18 protein-coding genes and 1 tRNA gene are annotated in these 21,098 nt (G+C 35.9%); 1 reads left to right on the forward strand and 18 read right to left on the reverse strand.

Annotated elements, in window-relative coordinates; translation table 11 throughout:
• Positions 1-201: 201 nt before the first annotated feature.
• A complete protein-coding gene (locus KFZ70_RS01560; protein ID WP_139696768.1) occupies positions 202-768 on the forward strand; it encodes a CHRD domain-containing protein in 567 nt (188 codons plus the stop codon).
• A gap of 78 nt (positions 769-846) precedes the next feature.
• On the opposite strand, the gene KFZ70_RS01565 is transcribed toward KFZ70_RS01560, so the two are convergent.
• The 18 genes from KFZ70_RS01565 to KFZ70_RS01650 all read right to left on the reverse strand — a co-directional run bounded on the left by KFZ70_RS01565 (position 847) and on the right by KFZ70_RS01650 (position 21,087).
• The gene (locus KFZ70_RS01565) at positions 847-1,584 is read right to left on the reverse strand and encodes a zinc-dependent peptidase (RefSeq protein WP_233244041.1); all 738 of its coding nucleotides are present in this window, start codon (positions 1,582-1,584) and stop codon (positions 847-849) included.
• A 254-nt stretch (positions 1,585-1,838) separates the two neighbouring features.
• Positions 1,839-3,077 (reverse strand): family 43 glycosylhydrolase, encoded by a 1,239-nt coding sequence (locus KFZ70_RS01570; RefSeq protein WP_139696771.1) that lies wholly within the window; start codon positions 3,075-3,077, stop codon positions 1,839-1,841.
• A 14-nt stretch (positions 3,078-3,091) separates the two neighbouring features.
• A complete protein-coding gene (locus tag KFZ70_RS01575) occupies positions 3,092-4,114 on the reverse strand; it encodes an L-rhamnose/proton symporter RhaT (protein ID WP_139696773.1) in 1,023 nt (340 codons plus the stop codon).
• A gap of 38 nt (positions 4,115-4,152) precedes the next feature.
• Positions 4,153-5,187 carry an aldose epimerase family protein gene (locus KFZ70_RS01580; protein WP_139696775.1) on the reverse strand — a complete coding sequence of 345 codons (1,035 nt, stop codon included), beginning with the start codon at positions 5,185-5,187 and terminating at the stop codon, positions 4,153-4,155.
• Between the two features lie 3 nt (positions 5,188-5,190).
• On the reverse strand, positions 5,191-6,978 hold the full coding sequence (locus KFZ70_RS01585; protein ID WP_139696778.1) for an arylsulfatase: 1,788 nt from the start codon (positions 6,976-6,978) through the stop codon (positions 5,191-5,193).
• Positions 6,979-8,073 (reverse strand): mandelate racemase/muconate lactonizing enzyme family protein, encoded by a 1,095-nt coding sequence (locus KFZ70_RS01590; protein WP_139696780.1) that lies wholly within the window; start codon positions 8,071-8,073, stop codon positions 6,979-6,981.
• 5 nt (positions 8,074-8,078) lie between these two features.
• Positions 8,079-9,533 (reverse strand): aldehyde dehydrogenase, encoded by a 1,455-nt coding sequence (gene aldA / locus KFZ70_RS01595; RefSeq protein WP_139696781.1) that lies wholly within the window; start codon positions 9,531-9,533, stop codon positions 8,079-8,081.
• A gap of 131 nt (positions 9,534-9,664) precedes the next feature.
• On the reverse strand, positions 9,665-10,429 hold the full coding sequence (locus tag KFZ70_RS01600; protein ID WP_199240675.1) for an SDR family NAD(P)-dependent oxidoreductase: 765 nt from the start codon (positions 10,427-10,429) through the stop codon (positions 9,665-9,667).
• A gap of 105 nt (positions 10,430-10,534) precedes the next feature.
• Complete coding sequence (locus KFZ70_RS01605) at positions 10,535-11,551, reverse strand: zinc-binding dehydrogenase (RefSeq protein ID WP_139696786.1); 1,017 nt, start codon at positions 11,549-11,551, stop codon at positions 10,535-10,537.
• 171 nt (positions 11,552-11,722) lie between these two features.
• The gene (locus KFZ70_RS01610; RefSeq protein WP_139696788.1) at positions 11,723-12,514 is read right to left on the reverse strand and encodes an IclR family transcriptional regulator; all 792 of its coding nucleotides are present in this window, start codon (positions 12,512-12,514) and stop codon (positions 11,723-11,725) included.
• A gap of 103 nt (positions 12,515-12,617) precedes the next feature.
• A tRNA-Arg gene (locus KFZ70_RS01615) sits at positions 12,618-12,691 on the reverse strand.
• A 22-nt stretch (positions 12,692-12,713) separates the two neighbouring features.
• Positions 12,714-13,163 carry a GatB/YqeY domain-containing protein gene (locus KFZ70_RS01620; RefSeq protein ID WP_139696791.1) on the reverse strand — a complete coding sequence of 150 codons (450 nt, stop codon included), beginning with the start codon at positions 13,161-13,163 and terminating at the stop codon, positions 12,714-12,716.
• Positions 13,164-13,306: 143 nt separating this feature from the next.
• Entirely contained in the window at positions 13,307-15,289 is a 1,983-nt protein-coding gene (ftsZ, locus tag KFZ70_RS01625; protein ID WP_139696792.1) for a cell division protein FtsZ, read from the reverse strand.
• Between the two features lie 107 nt (positions 15,290-15,396).
• Entirely contained in the window at positions 15,397-16,731 is a 1,335-nt protein-coding gene (gene ftsA / locus KFZ70_RS01630; protein ID WP_139696794.1) for a cell division protein FtsA, read from the reverse strand.
• Positions 16,732-16,734: 3 nt separating this feature from the next.
• Positions 16,735-17,427 (reverse strand): hypothetical protein, encoded by a 693-nt coding sequence (locus KFZ70_RS01635; RefSeq protein WP_317128545.1) that lies wholly within the window; start codon positions 17,425-17,427, stop codon positions 16,735-16,737.
• Positions 17,428-17,443: 16 nt separating this feature from the next.
• Positions 17,444-18,796: a UDP-N-acetylmuramate--L-alanine ligase gene (gene murC, locus KFZ70_RS01640; protein ID WP_139696798.1), complete on the reverse strand. Its 1,353-nt coding sequence runs from the start codon at positions 18,794-18,796 to the stop codon at positions 17,444-17,446.
• The gene (murG, locus tag KFZ70_RS01645; RefSeq protein WP_139696800.1) at positions 18,793-19,893 is read right to left on the reverse strand and encodes an undecaprenyldiphospho-muramoylpentapeptide beta-N-acetylglucosaminyltransferase; all 1,101 of its coding nucleotides are present in this window, start codon (positions 19,891-19,893) and stop codon (positions 18,793-18,795) included. Before murG ends, murC begins: the two co-directional genes overlap by 4 nt.
• A complete protein-coding gene (locus KFZ70_RS01650) occupies positions 19,894-21,087 on the reverse strand; it encodes an FtsW/RodA/SpoVE family cell cycle protein (protein ID WP_139696802.1) in 1,194 nt (397 codons plus the stop codon).
• Positions 21,088-21,098 lie beyond the last annotated feature (11 nt).

Genomic DNA, 21,098 nt, shown 5'->3' on the forward strand with positions numbered 1-21,098 from the left:
AAATTTTATGATAAAAATCATGTTAATTGGCATATAACGTGTTAATATTGAAATACTTCCCCATATCGATTAATTTTTAAAAGCTCGTAATTTTTCACTATTTTATACCTATTAATATCAACACTGTTTAGTTTTATAACTAACCTCTTCCCCAAATTTTATGCGTGAGTGCATAAAACTGAATACTAAAAAAAACTTATTATGATTAAAAGTTACAACCTTGTAATGCACAAAATGGTATTTTTTGTGCTTAGTGGCATGTTGTTAACATGCTCTAGCGAACCACTTATCACTTCAACCTCCGAAGCAGATGTAACGAGCTTAGACAGCAAAATCACAATTCAAAAAGATGCGAATAAAAGCAACAGACTCCATTTTACTGCTTCCTTAAAAGGCAGTAATGAAACAACACCTAATGATTCAAATGCTACCGGACAAGCCATTGTTCATATAAACAAGGAGGAAACCATGATTCATTATAAATTAATTGTTTCTAATATTGAAAATGTTACTATGGCTCATTTTCATATGGGGGCCGCTGGAACTAATGGAGGTGTTGTGGTTTGGCTTTATGATAACAGAACTGGGCAGCCCTCAGGTATTTTTAATGGTGTTCTTGCAGAAGGATATATAAATGAAAGCGATCTAACTGGAGGCTTAACTGGAAAAACTATTGGAGATTTAGTTGAAGCCATAAGAGATGGACTCATATATGTAAATGTACATACCACGGCTATTGGAAGCGGAGAAATAAGAGGTCAATTATAACAGTACCTATTAGTTAAAAGAACAATAAAGCTACTTAAATCTATGGATTAAGTAGCTTTATTATATAAAAACATATGCTCAATAATTTGCAAACTTAAAATTTAACATTTGCCTTACCTTAGCATAAACCTCAGGAAAATTAGCCTGAAACTCTTTTGGCGTCTCAATAAACGTTTCCATCAATACGGCGAGAAACTCAAACTGATTAGTAAAGGCGTAATTTCTAAAATATCCAGATGATAATAGCGTTTCCCTAAGTTCAGGTCTGTGTTGTAAAAGCTCTTTCAATTCTTTAAAGGAATCACTAAAAATGGTTGAACTTATATCGCGTTCTTTTATACTATTAATGTGAATGGCGTGGGTAAACTCATGTATACCTAAATTCAAATTATCATTGCTTATATCTAATCCCAATTTAAAATCTTCCCAACTAAGCACCAGCACTCCTAATCGGGGGTTAAACTCGCCCTTATGAAATGTTTTATTAGTATTTGAATAAAATGCTTTTGGATAAATCATAATTTTAGAAATAATCCCAATATAATAATCCCTAAAACCAAATGTTAACATAACGGCTGTGGCCGAAATTAATACCTTTACTTCATCGTTTACTTGAAATCCTTCCCTTCCTAAAAAGTCTTTATCAGACATAAAAGAGACCAAACGGTGCTCAAAGTAACCACGATATTTCTTATCCAACTTGTTGAAAAACGGAAAGTCTTGCTGCAACACATGTCTTTGCTGTTTTGAAAGTTTTTTTGACCTTAAATAAAAATGGGTATACCAAGGTTTCATATACTTTAGCACGTATCCCATTTCTAACATTTTAAGAGCATAATGTAAAATCAAATAAAACAAGACTGCAATGCAACCAGCCAGAATAATTTTACTTACAAGTACATCTGAATCAAATAGCACTAAAACCATTATATTAAGATAAATCAATTTGTTTTAAAGAAACAAATAAAAACTTAAATAACTACCTTCTAAATAAAAAAAGGCAAATAGAGTCCTCAAACCCCTATTTGCCTAAAAAATATATGTACTTTAGGTATTCTCTTTAAAACCTATTATTCTTCATCATCTTTTCTAGAATCATCCTCTCCTTTGGCTACATGAGACGTCATCCTCTTTGAATCAAAACGCATGATACTTTGATAATCCCAACTGTTATAAACATGAGACAATCCCCAATCGAAAATTTTTGTTGGATTATCGTCCGGAACCTCAACAGTTCTATTTAAACCAATAGCATGAGGCATATTGGCTCCTTTGACTGCTCCACGAATTTCAAAGTTAATACCATCAGGAGACCATTGAAATGTATTTCTTTCTGGACCATCAGTAGTAATTAAAGAAGCTATTCCTCCCTGAGTTTTCCAAACAACTACTTCATGACCTGAATTTGATATAGGATTATACTTTGATTTAATGTATGGTCCTTTAGGGTTATCCGCGATAGCCACTCCATGACGAATTTGACGTCCGCCAAACAAGATTTCTTCTCCCATCTGCTCGCCTTTATAAAACAGGTAAAACTTTCCATTAAAAGGAAGAATACACGGATCATGTACCTTATGTGAATCAAAATCGCCCTTTTTCTCAACCAAAAATCGGTTCTGTTTAGTTCCTTTCCAAATACCATTATCTGCAGGTTGTAAAATAGGTTCTTCGCTCTTCGTCCATGGGCCATCAGGAGAATTTGACCATGCCAAACCAACCGTATTTTTCACTCTTACAGTGTAAGGTGACTTTACAGCTTGATAACACAAATAATACATATCTTCGTGTTTCATAATTTCAACAGTAAACACTGAACGATCATCATAAGCCCCCTTCTCTCCTCTTAATACTGCTGGTCCTTCTTCTTTCCAAGTCCATCCATCATCAGATGTGGCATACCAAATATCACATCTGTCCCAAGGAAACACTTTGTCATTCTCAACATCACCAGCAAAGCCTTGAGTAGGCCCCGTACTTTTAGAATACCAAACATAGTACTTTCCATTCTCTTTTATCATAGCTGAAGGATCTCTACGAACTACCCCTTCTTCATAAGCCAAATCTCCTTTTAAAGGTTTCATTGGATTAAAATCTCTGTACCAATCATTTTCAACATACTCCCATTGTAATGCTCTCTTTGATGCAGCACTTAAATATTCTCTATTAGTTATACCAAACCGGTCTAATTTTTCATCGGATACTTTCTCTTTATCTTCTTTTTGTTCATGATTACAATCTACCTTGTTGTTACAAGACAACAAACCTAAACTTACGCAAAACACTAATGCTTTTAATTGGTTATTCATTATTATTTTAATTGTTATTTTAAACTATTACTATACGCTACTATCAAAATACCCAACACCATACAAGCTAGACCAAAGTATAAAAACTTCTTTGCTTTTGATGATGCCTTAATCCACTCTTTTGTGATTATTCCACTTACTATTGCTGTGACCACACAAGCTGTATTAAAAATGGCGTAGCCCACACTTCCTCCTAATTCTTGACCTAATTTAAATGCAGAGTAAGCAAATACCACAGAAGCGGCAAAATTGAACACCCCCATTATTGATGTTAAAAAGATATTTTTTCCTAGGTAAGGCGTTCTAAATTTAGACCACAATTTTTTTGCTGAAAGTTGCTGAATAAAGTAAACGGCAATTGCCACCCCACCAGACATGTAAATAACATACATTACGGCTATGGCACTTTTCCAAGGGGCATTACCCTGAGCAAGCGCTGCTTCATTAATAACTTCTGCGCCATAAGAATTTGCAAAACTAAAACCTGTAGCCAATAACCCACCAACAACTGCAATTAAAATACCTGTAACCATTGATGTTTCTTTTTTAGCCAATTCAGATGACTCAGCTTGTTCTTCGTCCTTTTGGCGAAGAATACCTGCTCTACCATTGGCCATAACACCAATAAGTACCACAAACAATCCTCCAAGAATAGTAAGAAAAACATTAGTTTCTGGAACACCTTGAACAAAAAATGGAAGCAACGATCCCACCAAAATAACGGTTCCTATAAATATTGAAAACCCTAATGAAAGCCCTATGTAGTTAATAGCCTTACCCCACATCATTACACCAATACCCCATGCCACACTAGAGATAACCATACCCAGTAATACGTCACCAGGAATAGATTTAAGTACATCGGAAAAACCATCTATCAGCAAAAAGGCCGCAATATTGGGAACAACAAAGGTATTAATGGCAAAAAACATACTCCATGTGTTCTCAAACTCATAATCTTTTGTGAATTTTTCGGGCAATGCGTATAAACCCAGTAATAAACCTGCTAGAATAGCAAATAAAACGCCTGTAATCATAATAATATAGTTTTAGTTATTATTTATAATGGTTGTTTTTACCAATCAAATTTAAATATAGTTGTACTTTCAAAAGATTCACCTGCCTTGGTTATTGACTTTGGGGAATCTTCGATATTTGGTCCATTTTGATAACGATGAGTTTCACAGCAGAAGCCTCTATATTTGCCATATTGCTCTCCATTCTCTCTTTTTAACGCATCAGACGTATATTTGCCCGTATAAAGCAACATGCATGGTTCTGACGAATAAACGATTAATGAACGACCAGATGCATCCGATTTAATTTTTGCTACTTCCTGAACCTTAAATTCTGGGTTGTCAAAAACATAAAAATGTTCAAACCCGTCGCCCATAGCTTCATGTACATCACCTATAATTTTGCCTGTTCTTAAATCATCAACTTCATTTTCAATGGACAGTATTTCTCCTGTTGCAGCACCAGTATCGTCCATAGCATGTCGTTTGCTGGTATTTACCTGAGCAATATGACTCTCAACCGTATTTGAAAATGCATCTAGATTAAAATAGGTATGATTAGTTAGTGATAACGGTGTATCTTGATCTGGTATAGCATTATAATCTATTTTCAATGTATTATCTGAAGTCAGACTAAACACGACGATAACATCAACGTTTCCAGGAAAACCTTCTTCAAGATTGTTACTCTTTAAAGACATCTTAACACCATTTTCAAGTACTTCTGCTGTCCAGATGCGTTTATCAAAGCCAACAGCTCCACCATGCAAATTATTATCTCCACAATTTTTTTCTAGTTGATACACTTTACCGTTTAAGGAAAACTTGGCATCTTTTATTTGGGAACAATATCTGCCAATTGTTCCACCAAAATAGGGTGCATTTTCAACATACTCTTTTTCAAAATAGCCCTCTAAAGTATCAAAACCACAAGCGATATTTTGAATATCTCCATTTTTATTTGGAACTAAGATTGATGTAATGGTTGCCCCATAATTAGTTATTTTAATCTCAACTCCGTTTTCATTTTTCAACGTGAACAAGTCTATCTCTTGATCATTTAATGTTCCGAAATGCGTTTTGGTAATTGCCATATTTTAGTCTAGTTTTTTTATGTATATGTAATAAACTCCATAATTGGCTTCTTCCTCAATAAAATCAGCTTCCAACATGGTATGTCCTGTTTTAACATCAATTTCAAAAGCGACTTCTTCTGAATTCGCTTCAACTTCTTTTAAGTATTCTTTATCAAATATTTTTAATCGCACTTTTTCAGGTGAGATGGTTTGATAATCAAATTGATTATCTGGATTTTTGGCTGGAATACCAAGTATAAGCCCTGGGCATTCTATAGGCCACCTTCTGCAAGACACTTGATATTTTCCAGAAGTAGCAAATCCAACGGAATACTTATTGTTTTTGTTTTTTTTGCCTTGGGCAATTTGTGATTGTTTCCATACAGGAGTATCATTTCCAATGGCGTTTTGAATGGTTAACGTTGTAACCGCTTGTAGCAAACTACCGCAAATCTCAACAGGAAAATTTTGATAAGCGTCCTTTTGTTTTGCTTTAGCTATAAATTGTTCATTTTCTGCTATAAGCTCTTGTACTACCTCTGGAAATTGGCTTGAAACATCATTATTTTGTTTAGGATCTGCTTGAATATCATACAGCATGGTACCGTTTAAAAGACGCCAGTTACCTTTCATGATGCAGGCTTTTTTAGTAGAATGTGGTGGGCGCCAATCTTGATTATTATGAACAAAAACGGTTCTATTAGATACTACCTTCTCATCATTTTTTATGGCATTTGATAAATCAATCCCATCTAGATCTAAGTCTTCACTCAATGTAAAGCCACATAACCCCGATAACGTTGGGATTAAATCTACGTGTGAAGCTAAAATATTTAAATCTTTTCCGCCTTGAATTTTTCCGTTAGGCCATCTTATAAAAAATGGAACACGGTGGCCGCCTTCTTCAATATCACCCTTTCTTCCTTCAAACCCCTTGTTATAGCCTAAGTTTCCATCTTCACTGTACCCAAATTGACTTCCATTGTCTGTAGCGAAAACAACAATGGTATTCTCGATCAAATTATTGTCCTCAAGAAACTGGTTTAGCCTTCCCATATTTTCGTCAATATTGGCAATCATACCATAAAAATTGGCACTAGGTATTTCTTTCCCTTCCAAATCTTTATACGGCGCAGCGTAAGCCTCATCGACATTTAACGGATGGTGTGCAGCGTTAGTAGGCAGGTACACAAAAAACGGTTTTTCTTTATTGCGTTTGATAAACTTCATGGTTTCATCAAACCAAACATCGGTACAGTATCCTGAAAATTGCTGCTGTCTGTTATTGGCTAAATAAACATCATCAAAATAATCATTACCCCAATAATCGGTTATCTCACCAATACCCCCAAACTCATGATGAATAGCTTCCTGAAATCCCATATCAGTTGGGCGTGAGGGATAATTGTTGCCCAAATGCCATTTACCAAACATACCTGTTTGATACCCATTATCTTTAAAAATATCCGCAATCGTTTTCGTATTTTCATGCAAAGCAGCACGTCCTTTAAAAGTGGCCCAAGCTCCATTATTTATGGGGTATTGGCCAGTCATAAAAGCCGACCTTGTTGGCGTACAAACAGGACTCACATGAAAATCGGTAAGTCTTACAGATTCTGCATAAAAAGCATCAATATTAGGTGTTTTAAGCCACGGATTACCATGACAGCCTAAGTCACCTATACCTTGATCATCTGTAAGAATAAAAATAACATTAGGTTTTTCAATTTGTTCATTCGCTTGATTGCAGCCCCATACACATGACGCCACAATCAAGAAACAAACTATTATCTTAATTCTATATTTCATTTACTTTTCTTCAAAGGGCTTTAATTTTTCCCAATCAAAAATCACCCCAACACCTGGATAATCTGGAGCTACAGCTCTAAAATTCTCAACTACCAAAGGTCTTGTTGTATATTCATCAATAGGAAAACTATGCACCTCTAACCAGCCTGAATTTGGCTGTGAAGACACTAAACTCACATGCAGTTCTTGCATACCATGTGAACATGCTGGAATGCCATGCTTATCAGCAAGTCTTGCGGCGGCCAACCACCCTGTAACACCACCACAATTTGAGGCATCTGGTTGTACATAAGACAATTTTGCTTGATCCATAGCATATTCAAACTCATGAATGGTATGTAAATTTTCACCCATAGCTAATGGAAATCCTGTGGCATCAACTATTTCTCCGAAGCCTTTATAATTATCAGGAATAATTGGTTCTTCAAACCAGGTGATATCGTATTGCTTAAAGCCTTCAATAGCTTTTATAGCCTTCTCTACGGTCATGGAATAATTAGCATCTACCATAAAGGTTACATCAGGCCCTATATATTCTCTTACCGCTTTAATACGATCAAGGTCTTCTTGCAAATTATCTCTTCCTATTTTAATTTTAACGGCATTAAATCCACGTTCTAAGTAGCTTTTCATATTTCCTAAAAGCTTCTCTATAGGAAACATTAAATCAATACCCCCACAATAGGCTTTACAGGTATTTCCATGTCCACCAGCCATTTTCCATAAGGGCTGCCCTGCTTTTTTACAGCGTATATCCCACAAGGCAATATCAACAGCAGAAATAGCAAACGATGCGATTCCTCCACGGCCTACATAATGCACATGCCATTCTAGAAAGTCATAGATGCCTTCTACATCGGTACCATCTTTGCCTATAAGTACTTCAGAAAAATCATGCTCTACCATGGCTTTTATAGCAAAGCCTCCTTTTCCTCCTGTATACGTGTACCCTGTGCCTTCACTACCGTCTTCTAAAGTGATAGTAACCGTTACTAGTTCAAAATGATAATGATCACCATGCTTAGCATCAGACATTACTTCTGGTAAGGGCACCGTAAATAATCGTGTCTCAACTTTTGAAATTTTTGTACTCATAGCTTTTAAGCTTTGTGTCTGATATAAAATGTTTTCTTCTCTAAATACTGCTCAAACCCGTATTTACCATCTTCCCCTCCAGAACCAGAAAGTTTATAGCCATTATGAAATCCTTGGTGTTGTTCTCCATGACCTCTATTTACATAAATTTCCCCATATTCTAACTCATCATTACATTTCATGATGGTGTTCATGTCGTTGGTAAATACCATAGCAGCTAAACCATATTCGCAGTCATTAGCATACCCAATAACCTCTTCGAAAGTTTTGAATTTCAAAACTGGTAAAATTGGCCCGAAAGACTCCTCATGAACAATAGTCATATCTTGAGTAACATTAGTTAAAACTGTTGGTTCAAACCAATACCCTTTTTCGAATTCTGCTCCCTCTGGACGTTTTCCTCCGGCTGCAATTGTAGCGCCTTCTTTTACAGAAACTTCTACCAAATGCTCCATGTGTTTTAACTCATTAGCATTTACTTTTGGTCCCATATCTGTTTCCTCTAACATAGGATCACCAACCTTAATTTCTGCAACTTTTGCCAAGAATTTTTCCATAAACACATCATAGATATCTTCGTGGATGTACATACGTTCATTACAGGTACAAACTTGTCCGCAGTTATCAAAACGTGAATGTAACGCAGCATCAACAGCAGCATCAATATCGGCATCAGCAAAGGCAATAAATGGTGCTTTCCCGCCTAATTCTAACTGCACATGTGTTAAGTTATCTGCAGCTGCACGAGCAATACTTTGCCCTACAGGTGTAGAACCCGTCATAGTTATCATTTTAGTAATGGGGCTCTCTACTAAAGCATTACCCATAGCGCGGCCAGGGCCTGTTAAAATATTAATAACACCTTTAGGAATACCCACTTTATTAGCTAAATCTCCTAACTCTAAAGTAGCAATTGGCGTTTCTGAAGTAGGCTTAATCACAATAGTGTTTCCTGCAACCAGAGCTGGCCCTAATTTACGACCTGCCAACGCTAATGGGAAGTTCCAAGCAGTAATGGCTACTACTACCCCTTTAGGTATTTTTTGAATCCAGATTTGCTCATTAGGATTATCCGACGGTATAATATCGCCTTCAATTCTACGAGCCCCCTCTGCTGCGTACCTAATAAATGACGCTGTTACCGAAACCTCAAAACGAGCTACTTTTAAAAGTTTACCCTGCTCTTTTGTTAGTAATACTGCTAAACGCTCATTATTTGCGTCAATTTCGTCGGCTAATTTGTATAACAAATCTGCCCTATCTCTTGCTGGTAATTTTTTCCATTCTTTTTGAGCAGCCTCAGCAGCTTTTAAAGCTTCAATGGCCTCTTCTGCCGTACCATTTTGCACTCTTGCTACAACCTCTTCTGTTGATGGGCTTATGATATCTATTGTTTCGCCTGACGCCGAAGTCTTCCATTCTCCATTAATAAACAACTGGTATTCCTTAATTTCCGCCATATTTATAATTTTTTCTTTGTTTTCCTTTTTTGTTATTATCTTACTACTTATTGTGATTTATCCTTCTATATTCCGTCTTAATGATGACCTACACCTATATTGTATTGAACTAAAACGAACAGTACTAGAAGTTACCTTCCCATCCAGCCACCATCAACCAAAACGATAGATCCATTCATATAAGCCGCCGCTTCTGAAGCCAAGAATACAGTTGGACCAGCAAAATCTTCTGGTTCACCCCATCTACCAGCGGGAATTCTTGATAAAATAGACTCTGCTCTTACAGGATCATTCCTTAAAGCTTCTGTATTATCTGTTGAAATATATCCTGGTGCAATGGCATTTACATTTACACCTTTTCCTGCCCATTCGTTAGCAAAAGCCATTGTTAACTGACCAATAGCGCCCTTACTCGCCGCATAACCTGGAACAGTAATACCGCCTTGAAATGTTAACAATGAAGCTGTAAAAATAACTTTACCAGAACCCCTTGCAACCATGTCTCTACCAAACTCTCTTGTTAATATGAATTGTGCATTTTGGTTTACTTCAATAACTTTATCCCACATGTCATCTGGGTGTTCTGCTGCTGGTGTTCTTAAAATAGTTCCTGCATTATTTACCAAAATATCTATTTGAGGATGATTCTTTTTAACTTCTGCAATAAATGCATAAAGGGATTTACGATCCGAAAAATCACATTGATACGCCGTAAACGCTTTACCTGTAGCCTGTACCGCTTTTTCAACATCACTTCCTGTTTTTTCTAAGGAAGCCGAAACACCAATAATATTAGCACCTGCCTCGGCTAAACCAACTGCCATAGCTTTACCAATACCTCGTTTACACCCTGTAACCAATGCTGTTTTTCCTTCTAAACTGAATTTATTTAAGATACTCATTCTTATTAATTTAAATTATTTGTTATTGATTAATGGCTGTAGGTTTTTCATTAGTTTTAAATTATTACAACTAAAAACCATCAACCACAAACGCTATTTTTAAAGTTGACAATCCATTAAGACCTTCATACCATCAGGATTATTATCAATGTTTTCAAATACTTGCTGAATGTTTGATAACGGTTGAACATCTGTTATCATATCTTCAAATGGTAGTTCATTTGCAGTTATTAATGCGATTGATTTTTCGTAATCTTCCTTCTCATAAACACGTGCCCCAATTAATTTTAACTCTTTCCAGAAGAATTTAAATAAGTTAACTGGTTTTGGCTGTCCATGAATAGCCACCATTACAATGCGTCCTCTAATACCTGCCACCTCTGTCATAACATCTAAAGCGGGTTGTACACCAGCTACTTCAAAAACAACATCAGCTAACCTACCTTCTGTTTTTGAACGCACATATTCTACCAAATCAACATCAACAGGACTTACCGCTTCAAGCCCCATAGATTTTGCCTTTTCAATTCTTGTAGGATTTACTTCAGAAATAATAACCTGAGCCCCAGCTTCTTTAGCCACCATAGCTACAAGTAACCCTATTGGACCTCCACCTAAAACCACCGCAGTTTCTCCGGCTTTAAGATCACTTAAACGCACGTCATGAGCAGCCACCGACAACGGCTCAATAAGTGCCGCTAATTTTAAATCTGTAGTCTCCTTTAATTTATGCAAAGTAAACGCTGGAACATTCCAATACTGCTGCATGGCACCTGGACTATCAATACCAATAAACTTTAATTCTTCACAAATGTGATTAAACCCTTTATCGGAAGCCTTAGCCTTTCTATCATCTAGCGGCCTCACTACTATTTTATCTCCAACATTAAAACCATCAACACCTTCTCCAACAGCATCAATTACTCCAGACATTTCATGACCAATAGTCTCCGGAATATTAACGCGCTTATCCATCATACCGTGATATATATGGACATCTGTTCCACACACACCTACATATGCTACTTTAATTCTTACTTCGCCTTTACCCGGCGATTCAATCTCTTTTTCAATTACCGAGAAGGTCTTATTACCCTCATACTGCGTTGCTTTCATAAAAAATTATCTATTAGTTTCAAATAAGAAACAAGTTTGCTATTTGGAACAAATATATGATTTTCCCTTAAAAAAATAGTTGAAAATCAACATTTTTTTTTGTACAACAAACTAACCCTATGGTTAAAACACCATAAGGTCAAGAATTCATAAAAAATAATGATTTGAAATCTAGCGCTGGGTATACCCTAATTTTGTAGAGATTTCAAGAGCATATTTTGCTACAATATTCCCTTTAATTGGAAAATCTTCATGAGGCAACCTACCATGAGGTGCTGTAATCCACAAAGCAGCAACAGGATACCCATATTCATTAAATACCGGCGCACCAATACAATGAATACCTTTTATATCTTCACCGTTATCAATAGCATAACCGTTTTCAAATATTTCTTTCAATTGCTCTCTAAAAACCTTTCTGGAAACAATGGTATTTTTAGTGTATTTAGTAAAACTCATTGTTCTTATTATATTACCTGCTTCTTCTTTGGGTAAAAATGCCAAAACCGACTTCCCTCCAACAGAGGTATGAAGATTAAATTGGGTTCCTGGCTCCACAAATAATTTTACAGAATATGATGATGGCACCTGCTCTAAAATGGTTCCTTTATTGCCTAAAATAACCCCAAGCATAACCGACTCCTTCAATTCATCTCGAAGCGCCCGCATAACATCAATAGAAGACTCGACTAAACTTTGCTCATTAAGTGATGAAATACCAAGGGTTAACATCTTTCTAGACAATGTTATCTTTTTGGTGGTTTCGTTTTTCTGAAGGTAATTTTTAAAAATTAAGGTACTTGTAATCCTAAAAGCACTTGACTTAGAAATCTCTAAAGTATCAATGATTTCTGACAAAGTGAGTCCTTTTTTATGAACCGATAGAAGCTCTATAATTTGTAGTCCACGTTCTAAATTAGGTACATTATAGGTAGATTTTCCCTCTCCTTTTTCCTGACTCATTGGTTTAGTGTTTTAGTTTCACAAAAATAGAATTATTTTTTAATTCTATTTTAATTAATGACTTAAACAAAAAAGCCTGAGTATAAAACCCAAGCTTTTCCAGTGACCGCGAAGGGATTCGAACCCCCAACCCTCAGAGCCGAAATCTGATATTCTATCCAGTTGAACTACGCAGCCTTATGTTTTTATACAAATTGCATCAAGCTAATTTTTGTCTCACTATGGTAGAAATTGTTTTTCCATCAGCCTGTCCTGCTAACTCTTTACTAACAATCCCCATAACTTTCCCCATATCTTTCATGCCTTCAGCACCAATTTGACCTATAGTTGCTACAACAACTTTTTCAATCTCTTCCTCTGATAAAGCTTCGGGCAAAAACTGCTCAATAACCTTGGCCTCAGCCAATTCTGGCTCTGCTAAATCTTCTCTTCCTTGCTCTAGGTAAACAGCCGCACTATCACGTCTTTGTTTTACCTGTTTTTGGAGAATTTTTAATTCTTGTTCTTCAGTTAATTCTTCTTTAGCACCACTTTCTGTTTGCGCTAATAATATTGCTGATTTTACTGCTCTTAATGCCGTTAAAGCCGTTTGATTTTTAGACTTCATTGCTTCTTTTAAAGCAGACATTACCTCTTGTTGTAAACTCATCTCCTATTTTTTTAGTACGCGAATATAAAAATAAAAAGCCTTACTCTCACAAGACTTCAACTGTAATTTTACACAATAAAACCCAAAAAGTCTTGACCAACTTTATGGGTTTTAGTGTACACAAAGGTTACAACACCTTCTTTTTAATCTACATTATCATGCAAAAAAGAATTATTACTTCTTAATTGAATATCATCATTATCATCTAGCCCAACACTTGTTCTTGATATGTTATTCGTTTCAGAAGAATGTTTTGCTTCATTCAAATTCACTCCCTGACGCTTATAGGCAGGGACTCTTTCTATATCATCAATTTTTGCATTGTTGAATTTATAATTAAAATCCTTCATTTTTCTCCTACGCTCCTCTGCTCTATCTTTTAATAGCTCTGAGATAGGTGAATTCATAGGATCAATTTCTTCCGTTTGTTCTTCCGAAACTGAGGTATTCAACACCTTCTTCTCAAAAACAACATCTGGCTCAACATCGTCTAAAAACTTGCTCGAGTTATCTTTCTTCTTTCTATTTAAAGAATCTGATTCTGCATAATCATCAAGTGCATAACGTACTTCTCCATTTTTACTAGATTCCGTTACGGTAACAACCTCAACATAATCATTCACCGGTATGTCTTTTACCTCACTATCATCTGTTAATTTGTGAGCAATAACATCGTCCTTGTCTTCATTATTTTCACTGGTAGAATGAATAGGCATATCAAACGTAAGTGTGATTTGCTTTTCTTCCTCTATATAATCTGAAACCACTTCAACATCGGTTAAGTCGTCAATATCAGATGACATTCTAGTTACTGGCTTAATAATAAAATCGTCCTCCTCTTCAATACTTGATGACACTTCTTTATAAATCACATCCATATTTTTAATAATCTCAGATGTTGGAATGATATTAAAATTTGTTGACGATGCTTCTTTCTCCTTTTTTGAGACTACAGGCTTATCATCATCTTCTGAATCTAACTCTAAAGTATGACGCACTACTGGTGGTTCTTTTTTCTCCTCCAATTCAATTATTGGAGCAATAATTACAGGCTCCTTTTCTACCGCTTTTGCTTCTGGATCCTCACCTAAAACATGCCTAACCTTTTTTGTTTCAGTATTAGAAATCTCATCCTGTTGTTCAATATTAAAACCCGTAGCAATGATAGTTACGGCAATAGACTCTTCTAAGGCTTCATCTTCACCAACCCCCATAATGATATTTGCACCATGACCTGCTTCATTTTGAATATGATCATTGATTTCTCCTATTTCATCAATAGTAATCTCTTGAGTACCAGAAACAATTAGCAGCAATACATTTTTAGCTCCTGTAATTTTATTATCATTTAACAACGGAGAATCTAAGGCTTTACGAATAGCATCCTGAGCTCTGTTTTGACCTGACGCTAAAGATGACCCCATAATGGCTGTTCCACTATTACTCAAAACCGTTTTAGCGTCACGTAAATCTATGTTTTGTGTATAGTGATGTGTAATAACTTCGGCTATACCTCTGGCAGCGGTTGATAATACTTCATCTGCTTTTGAGAACCCGGCTTTAAACCCAAGATTTCCATATACTTCACGAAGTTTATTATTATTAATTACAATTAATGAATCAACAACGCTTCTTAGTTTTTCAATACCTTTTTGAGATTGCTCAATACGCATCCTTCCTTCAAACTGAAATGGCATAGTCACAATACCTACTGTTAGAATATCTTTTTCTTTAGCCATTCTAGCAATTATTGGTGCTGCTCCCGTTCCTGTTCCACCACCCATGCCTGCGGTAATAAAAACCATTTTGGTATTAGTATCAAGCATTTGTGCAATTTCTTCAACGCTTTCTACTGCTGATTGCTCACCAATATCTGGGTTTGCTCCTGCTCCTAAGCCCTCGGTTAAATGAACACCTAATTGTATTTTATTAGGCACGCCACTATTTTCTAAGGCTTGTGAGTCTGTGTTACAGATATAAAAATCTACACCTTTAATACCTTGTTGAAACATGTGGTTAATAGCATTGCTACCGCCACCGCCAACTCCAATAACTTTAATAACATTTGACTTGTTTTTAGGAAGATCAAATGAAATATTTGTTTCGAATTCTTTGTTGCTGCTCATAAATTCTGTTTTACTGGGGTTTGTTTTATTTGTACTTTATTCTTTAGTTCAATGGTTCTAAAATATTATTCTTGAAAACGCTTACTTAAAACGATCTACTCAAATACTTACTCAGCATTATCTAGAAAGTCTTTTAGGCGTTCCGTTAATTTATCTAAAAACGAACGTCTCTCTCTAGGAGGTTGCTCTGTGATTTTTGGCTCATTTGAAGCCTGTGCACCTTGCTGCTCTCCAGTTCCTCCATGCTCCTCCTGTATTGGTTTTTCTTCAACTTTTCTGCGCTCTTGTCTTTTTAAACCATCTAAAACCAAGCCAACTGCCGTTGCATACAACGGACTAGTAATTTCACCATCACTATCGCCCGCTAAGTGTTCGTTTGGATATCCTATTCTGGTATCCATTCCTGTGATGTACTCCACCAACTGTTTTAAATGCTTCAACTGACTTCCGCCACCAGTTAACACAATACCTGCTATTAATTTCTTCTTTTGTTCTTCATGACCGTAGTTTTTGATTTCAACAAAAACTTGCTCAACGATTTCAACAACACGTGCATGAATAATCTTTGATAAGTTCTTTAAGGTGATTTCTTTGGGTTCCCGCCCTCTTAAACCTGGGATTGAAACAATTTCATTATCCTTATTTTCTCCAGGCCATGCTGAGCCGAATTTAATTTTTAGTAATTCAGCTTGCTTTTCAATGATAGAACACCCTTCTTTTATATCTTCGGTAATCACATTACCTCCAAATGGAATTACCGCTGTATGACGGATGATACCATCTCTAAAAATGGCCAAATCTGTTGTACCACCACCTATATCTATTAAAGCAACACCCGCTTCTTTTTCTTCCTGACTCAATACCGCATTGGCTGAAGCTAAAGGCTCTAGGGTTATGCCTTCTAAATTCAACCCTGAACTCTTTACACAACGCCCAATATTTCTAATAGAAGATACCTGCCCTACAACGACATGAAAATTGGCTTCCAACCTGCCTCCGTACATCCCAATTGGCTCCTTAATTTCGGCTTGCCCATCAACCTTATATTCTTGCGGAAGTACATGAATAATTTCTTCTCCGGGCAACATCACCAATTTGTGTACCTGATTTATGAGTTTATCTATATCATCATCATCAATCACCGTTTCTGAATCCGCTCTAGTAATATAATCACTGTGTTGCAAACTTCTTATATGCTGACCTGCAATACCAACAGTAGCTTCATCAATTTTCATATCGGCCACCGCTTCTGCCTCTTGTACTGCTTGTTGTATAGATTGAATGGTTTGTGTAATATTATTTACAACACCACGGTGTACGCCTAAACTTTTAGATTTTCCTATACCTAAAATTTCAACCTTGCCGTAATCATTTTTACGACCAATCATTGCCACTATTTTAGTGGTTCCTATGTCTAATCCTACTGCTAAATTATGCTCCATAGCTTAAATTTTGGTACCTATTACTTGATTTTCAAACTGCAAATTTACTTTACTATAATTGTTCAGCGTCTTATCTTTTAAATTTTTCTTATAAAAAGCTTTAAGATTATTCACTTTTTTATCTAGATAGTATAAATCTCCTATTTCTACATTAAAATCACACCGCCTTAATCTCAGAAAAAACTTTCCTTTTATATCTTGATGAATCTCTATTACATGCTTTTTTAAAAAATCATCATCCTGCACTTTTCGAGCTATTTGATAGATGTTTTTTAAATCATTCTTTTCAACATAACCAGTAACTAGGGGAACTCTTGCAGCATAATTTCTTGATAATGGCATAAACTTTCCTTCGTCATCGATATAATAAGATGCATTTGTACTTACTCTTGCGACAGGTGTTTTTTGCTCTACTTCAGCATTAAGTGTACCATTAACAGCAACATACACTTCTGCAGTTTTGATCATTGGGTTAGACTTGAGGGCATTCTCTAATTCATTCAAATCTAAAGTTTCTTTGGACACCTTTTTAGTTCCTTCAAAATTTTGTATTAACAATTTACTAACAGCCTCATTTGTAATGAAAAGGTTGTTTTCTCCAACAAACGTAACCTTAGGATTTGAGATGGACCTTTCTTCATTTCTCGCTGAGGCAAACGCAAACAAAAACACTGTTATTACTAACAGTAACAGCATTTTTATAACATTCCAATTAACTTGCAAGACTTAATCCTTGTTTTAAATGTTTAACTTCTTCTCCTATATCACCAGCCCCTAAGGTTAAAATAACCTGCGCATCACTTTTTAGCACTTCTGTCAATAGATTTTCCTTATCTATTAACGCCCTGTGCTTAAGGGACATTTTATCTAATAGCAATTGTGAACTCACCCCTTCTATTGGCAGTTCTCTTGCCGGATAAATATCTAGTAACAAAACCTCATCAAACTGCGACAGACTAGAAGCAAAACCATCAATAAAATCACGCGTTCTACTGAATAAATGCGGCTGAAAAACAGCAAGCACCTTTTTATTTGGATACATTTCTCTTACGGCTTGATGCACGGCATTAATTTCCTCTGGATGATGTGCATAATCATCAATATAAACCAAATCATCTGTCTTTATTTGATATGAAAATCTTCGTTTCACACCCTTATAAGACGCTAAAGCTTTGGCGAGCTGTTTGTGCGGGCAACCATATTCAACAGCCATCGCCAAGGCTATAAGTGCATTAGACAGATTATGTCTACCTGGTAGGTTAAATTCTATATCTTTAAGTGCTGTTTTTGGCGTTTTCACATCAAAAACATACGCACCATTTTCTATTTTTATATTTTGAATACTATAATCTGAATCATCTTCAATACCATAGGTAATACCCTGCAAAGGCAATCCGTTTTTCACGAATAATTTTCCATTTGGCTTTATTTTCTTTGAAAATGCTTCAAACGATTTTATTAACTCACTGGCATCACCATATATATCAAGATGGTCTGCATCCATAGATGTAATACAAGCTAAGTTAGGCGATAAGGTTAAAAATGACCTATCAAACTCATCCGCTTCTACAACTGAAACTTCAGCACCATTTAATATTAAGTTAGAATTGTAATTTTCACTGATGCCACCTAAAAAAGCAGTTAAAGGCACATCACACACGTTTAACAAATGCCCTAAAATACTAGTTGTTGTGGTTTTTCCGTGTGTTCCAGCAACAGCCAAACAATACATGTTTTCAGTAATTATTCCTAAAACCTGTGATCGTTTTAAAACTTGAAATCCTTGCGCTTTTAAATGATTTAACTCTACATGATTTTCAGGAACAGCAGGCGTATAAACCACTAAGGTTGATAGCTTATCAAGGCACCATTGTGGAATATTTTCAACGGCATCTTCAAAATGAATTTGAATTCCAAAATCTATCAAGCTTTGGGTTATTTCTGTTTTCGTTTTGTCATAACCAGCCACATGCTTACCTAGCATGCTAAAATAACGTGCCAAAGCACTCATTCCTATCCCGCCAATTCCAACAAAATAAACGTTATGTATATTTTTTAAATTCATTCTTTATCTTTCAAAAGCTTTTCAACTTCGTCTGCTATATCTTTAGTTGCATTAACTAACGCTAATTTTTTAATGTTTTCTTTTAACAAAGCTTGTTTTTCACCTGAAGCCAATACCTGAGCAAACTTATTTTCAAAATCGGCATCTAAATCCTCCTCCTTAATCATTAAAGCGGCATTTTTATCAACAATGGCTTGTGCATTTTTTGTCTGATGATCTTCAGCCACATTAGGTGAGGGAATAAAAATGACAGGTTTCCCAACAATACATAATTCTGATACCGAACTGGCTCCCGCTCTTGATATAATGATATCGGCCGCAGCATAGGCCAAATCCATAGTATTTAAAAACTCATACACCTGTACATTCTTGGTATGATTGTATATTTTATACTGCTGATAATACAGTTTACCACACTGCCAAATAATTTGAACATTCTGCATATCAAAAAAGTCTAATTCCTTTTCAATAAGCTGGTTTATGCGCCTTGACCCCAAACTACCCCCAATAACCAACAACGTGTGCTTACCATGATTAAGCTTGAAAAAATCCTTAGCTTTTATGGTTTTTGAATCGATTTGCAACAACCCCTGACGCACTGGATTTCCTGTTTTTACAATCTTATCAGCAGGAAAAAATCGCTCCAACCCATTATAAGCCACACATATTTTATTTGCTTTTTTTGACAACAATTTATTTGTAATACCAGGATAAGAATTTTGCTCTTGAATTAAGGTAGGTATGTTTTGAGAAGCTGCAACATGCAACAATGGACCACTAGCAAAACCACCCGTACCAATAGCCACATCGGGTTTAAATGCTTTTATTATTTTTCTTGCCGCCATTAAACTACTGATAACTTTAACCGGAAAACTCAAGTTTTTGAGCGTTAGTTGACGCTGAATTCCAGAGATCCAAAGCCCTTTTATTTCAAACCCTGCCTGAGGCACCTTTTCCATTTCCATTCTCCCTTTTGCCCCAACAAATAAAAACTCAGCCTCAGGAAAACGAGATTTTAGTTCCATAGCAATGGCTATAGCAGGATAAATATGACCTCCTGTTCCTCCTCCCGATAATATAATCTTATAGTTCTTCATTTAAATGGTTTCAGATAGGATTTCTAACGGGTTTTCATCCCTTAATTCTTGCTCTTTTATTTCTTCACGTTTTGCACTTACACTTAAAATGATGCCAACCGCCAAGCAGGTCATCCAAATTGATGTTCCTCCACTACTTATTAATGGTAATGTTTGTCCTGTAACTGGAAACAATTCAACTGCTACAGCCATATTAATTAATGCCTGAAACACAATAGGCAACCCCAAACCAAACACTAACAATTTACCAAAAACAGTTTCCGACTTTTGAGCTACAATAACAATTCTAAAAAGCAGCCACAGATATAAAACCATAACCATAAAGCCGCCTAACAAACCATATTCTTCAATGATTATGGCAAAAATAAAATCTGAAGAAGATTGCGGTAAAAAGTTCTTTTGTAAGCTTTTCCCTGGCCCTAAACCCCAAATTTCTCCTGTAGCGATTGCTATTTTTGCCTTTTCAATTTGATAATCCTCTTCTGTATCTTCTGAATCTGCAAAACTTTCAATTCGTCCCATCCACGTATCTACCCTATTAGGCATGGCATCAGGAAATGCTTTAGCTGTTAAAATAAAAAGAGTTAACACCACAACACCCGAACCAATTATTACCGCTAAATATTTTAACGGATACCCTCCTAAAAACACCAACATGGTAACCATTAAAAAAATAATAGCCGCTGTAGAAAAGTTAGCCGGAAGTATTAATATCAGTACTAAAAACACCGGAAACCAAAGCGGCAAAATAGATTCTTTAAAAGTGATGGTTTTATCCTGAATTTTAGACATATATCGAGCTACGTACACCATCAACACCACCGCTGCCAAAGTAGACGTTTGAAATGACATACCAACAAAAGGGATTTGAATCCAACGACTTGCATTGGCGCCTTCAATTTTTGTGCCTTGCATCATGGTTAGCGTTAACAACACCAAAACCACAGGAATCATAATTAATGACAACCCTTTAAAATATCTGTATGGAATTTTATGTACCCCATACATAATGGCAAAACCCAAAACAAGATGCACAAAGTGTTTTACAAAAAATGCAAATGTATTACTACCACCACCTCTGTATGCCAAGTTACTGGCAGCACTATACACAGGCAGAAAGGACAATATAGCCAATAAGGCCACAATAGCCCAAATTAACCTATCTCCTTTTATGTTTTTAAATACTGTTTGCATCCGTTATTTTG

The sequence above is a fragment of the Allotamlana fucoidanivorans genome, assembly GCF_045788535.1.
Lineage (GTDB): Bacteria > Bacteroidota > Bacteroidia > Flavobacteriales > Flavobacteriaceae > Allotamlana > Allotamlana fucoidanivorans.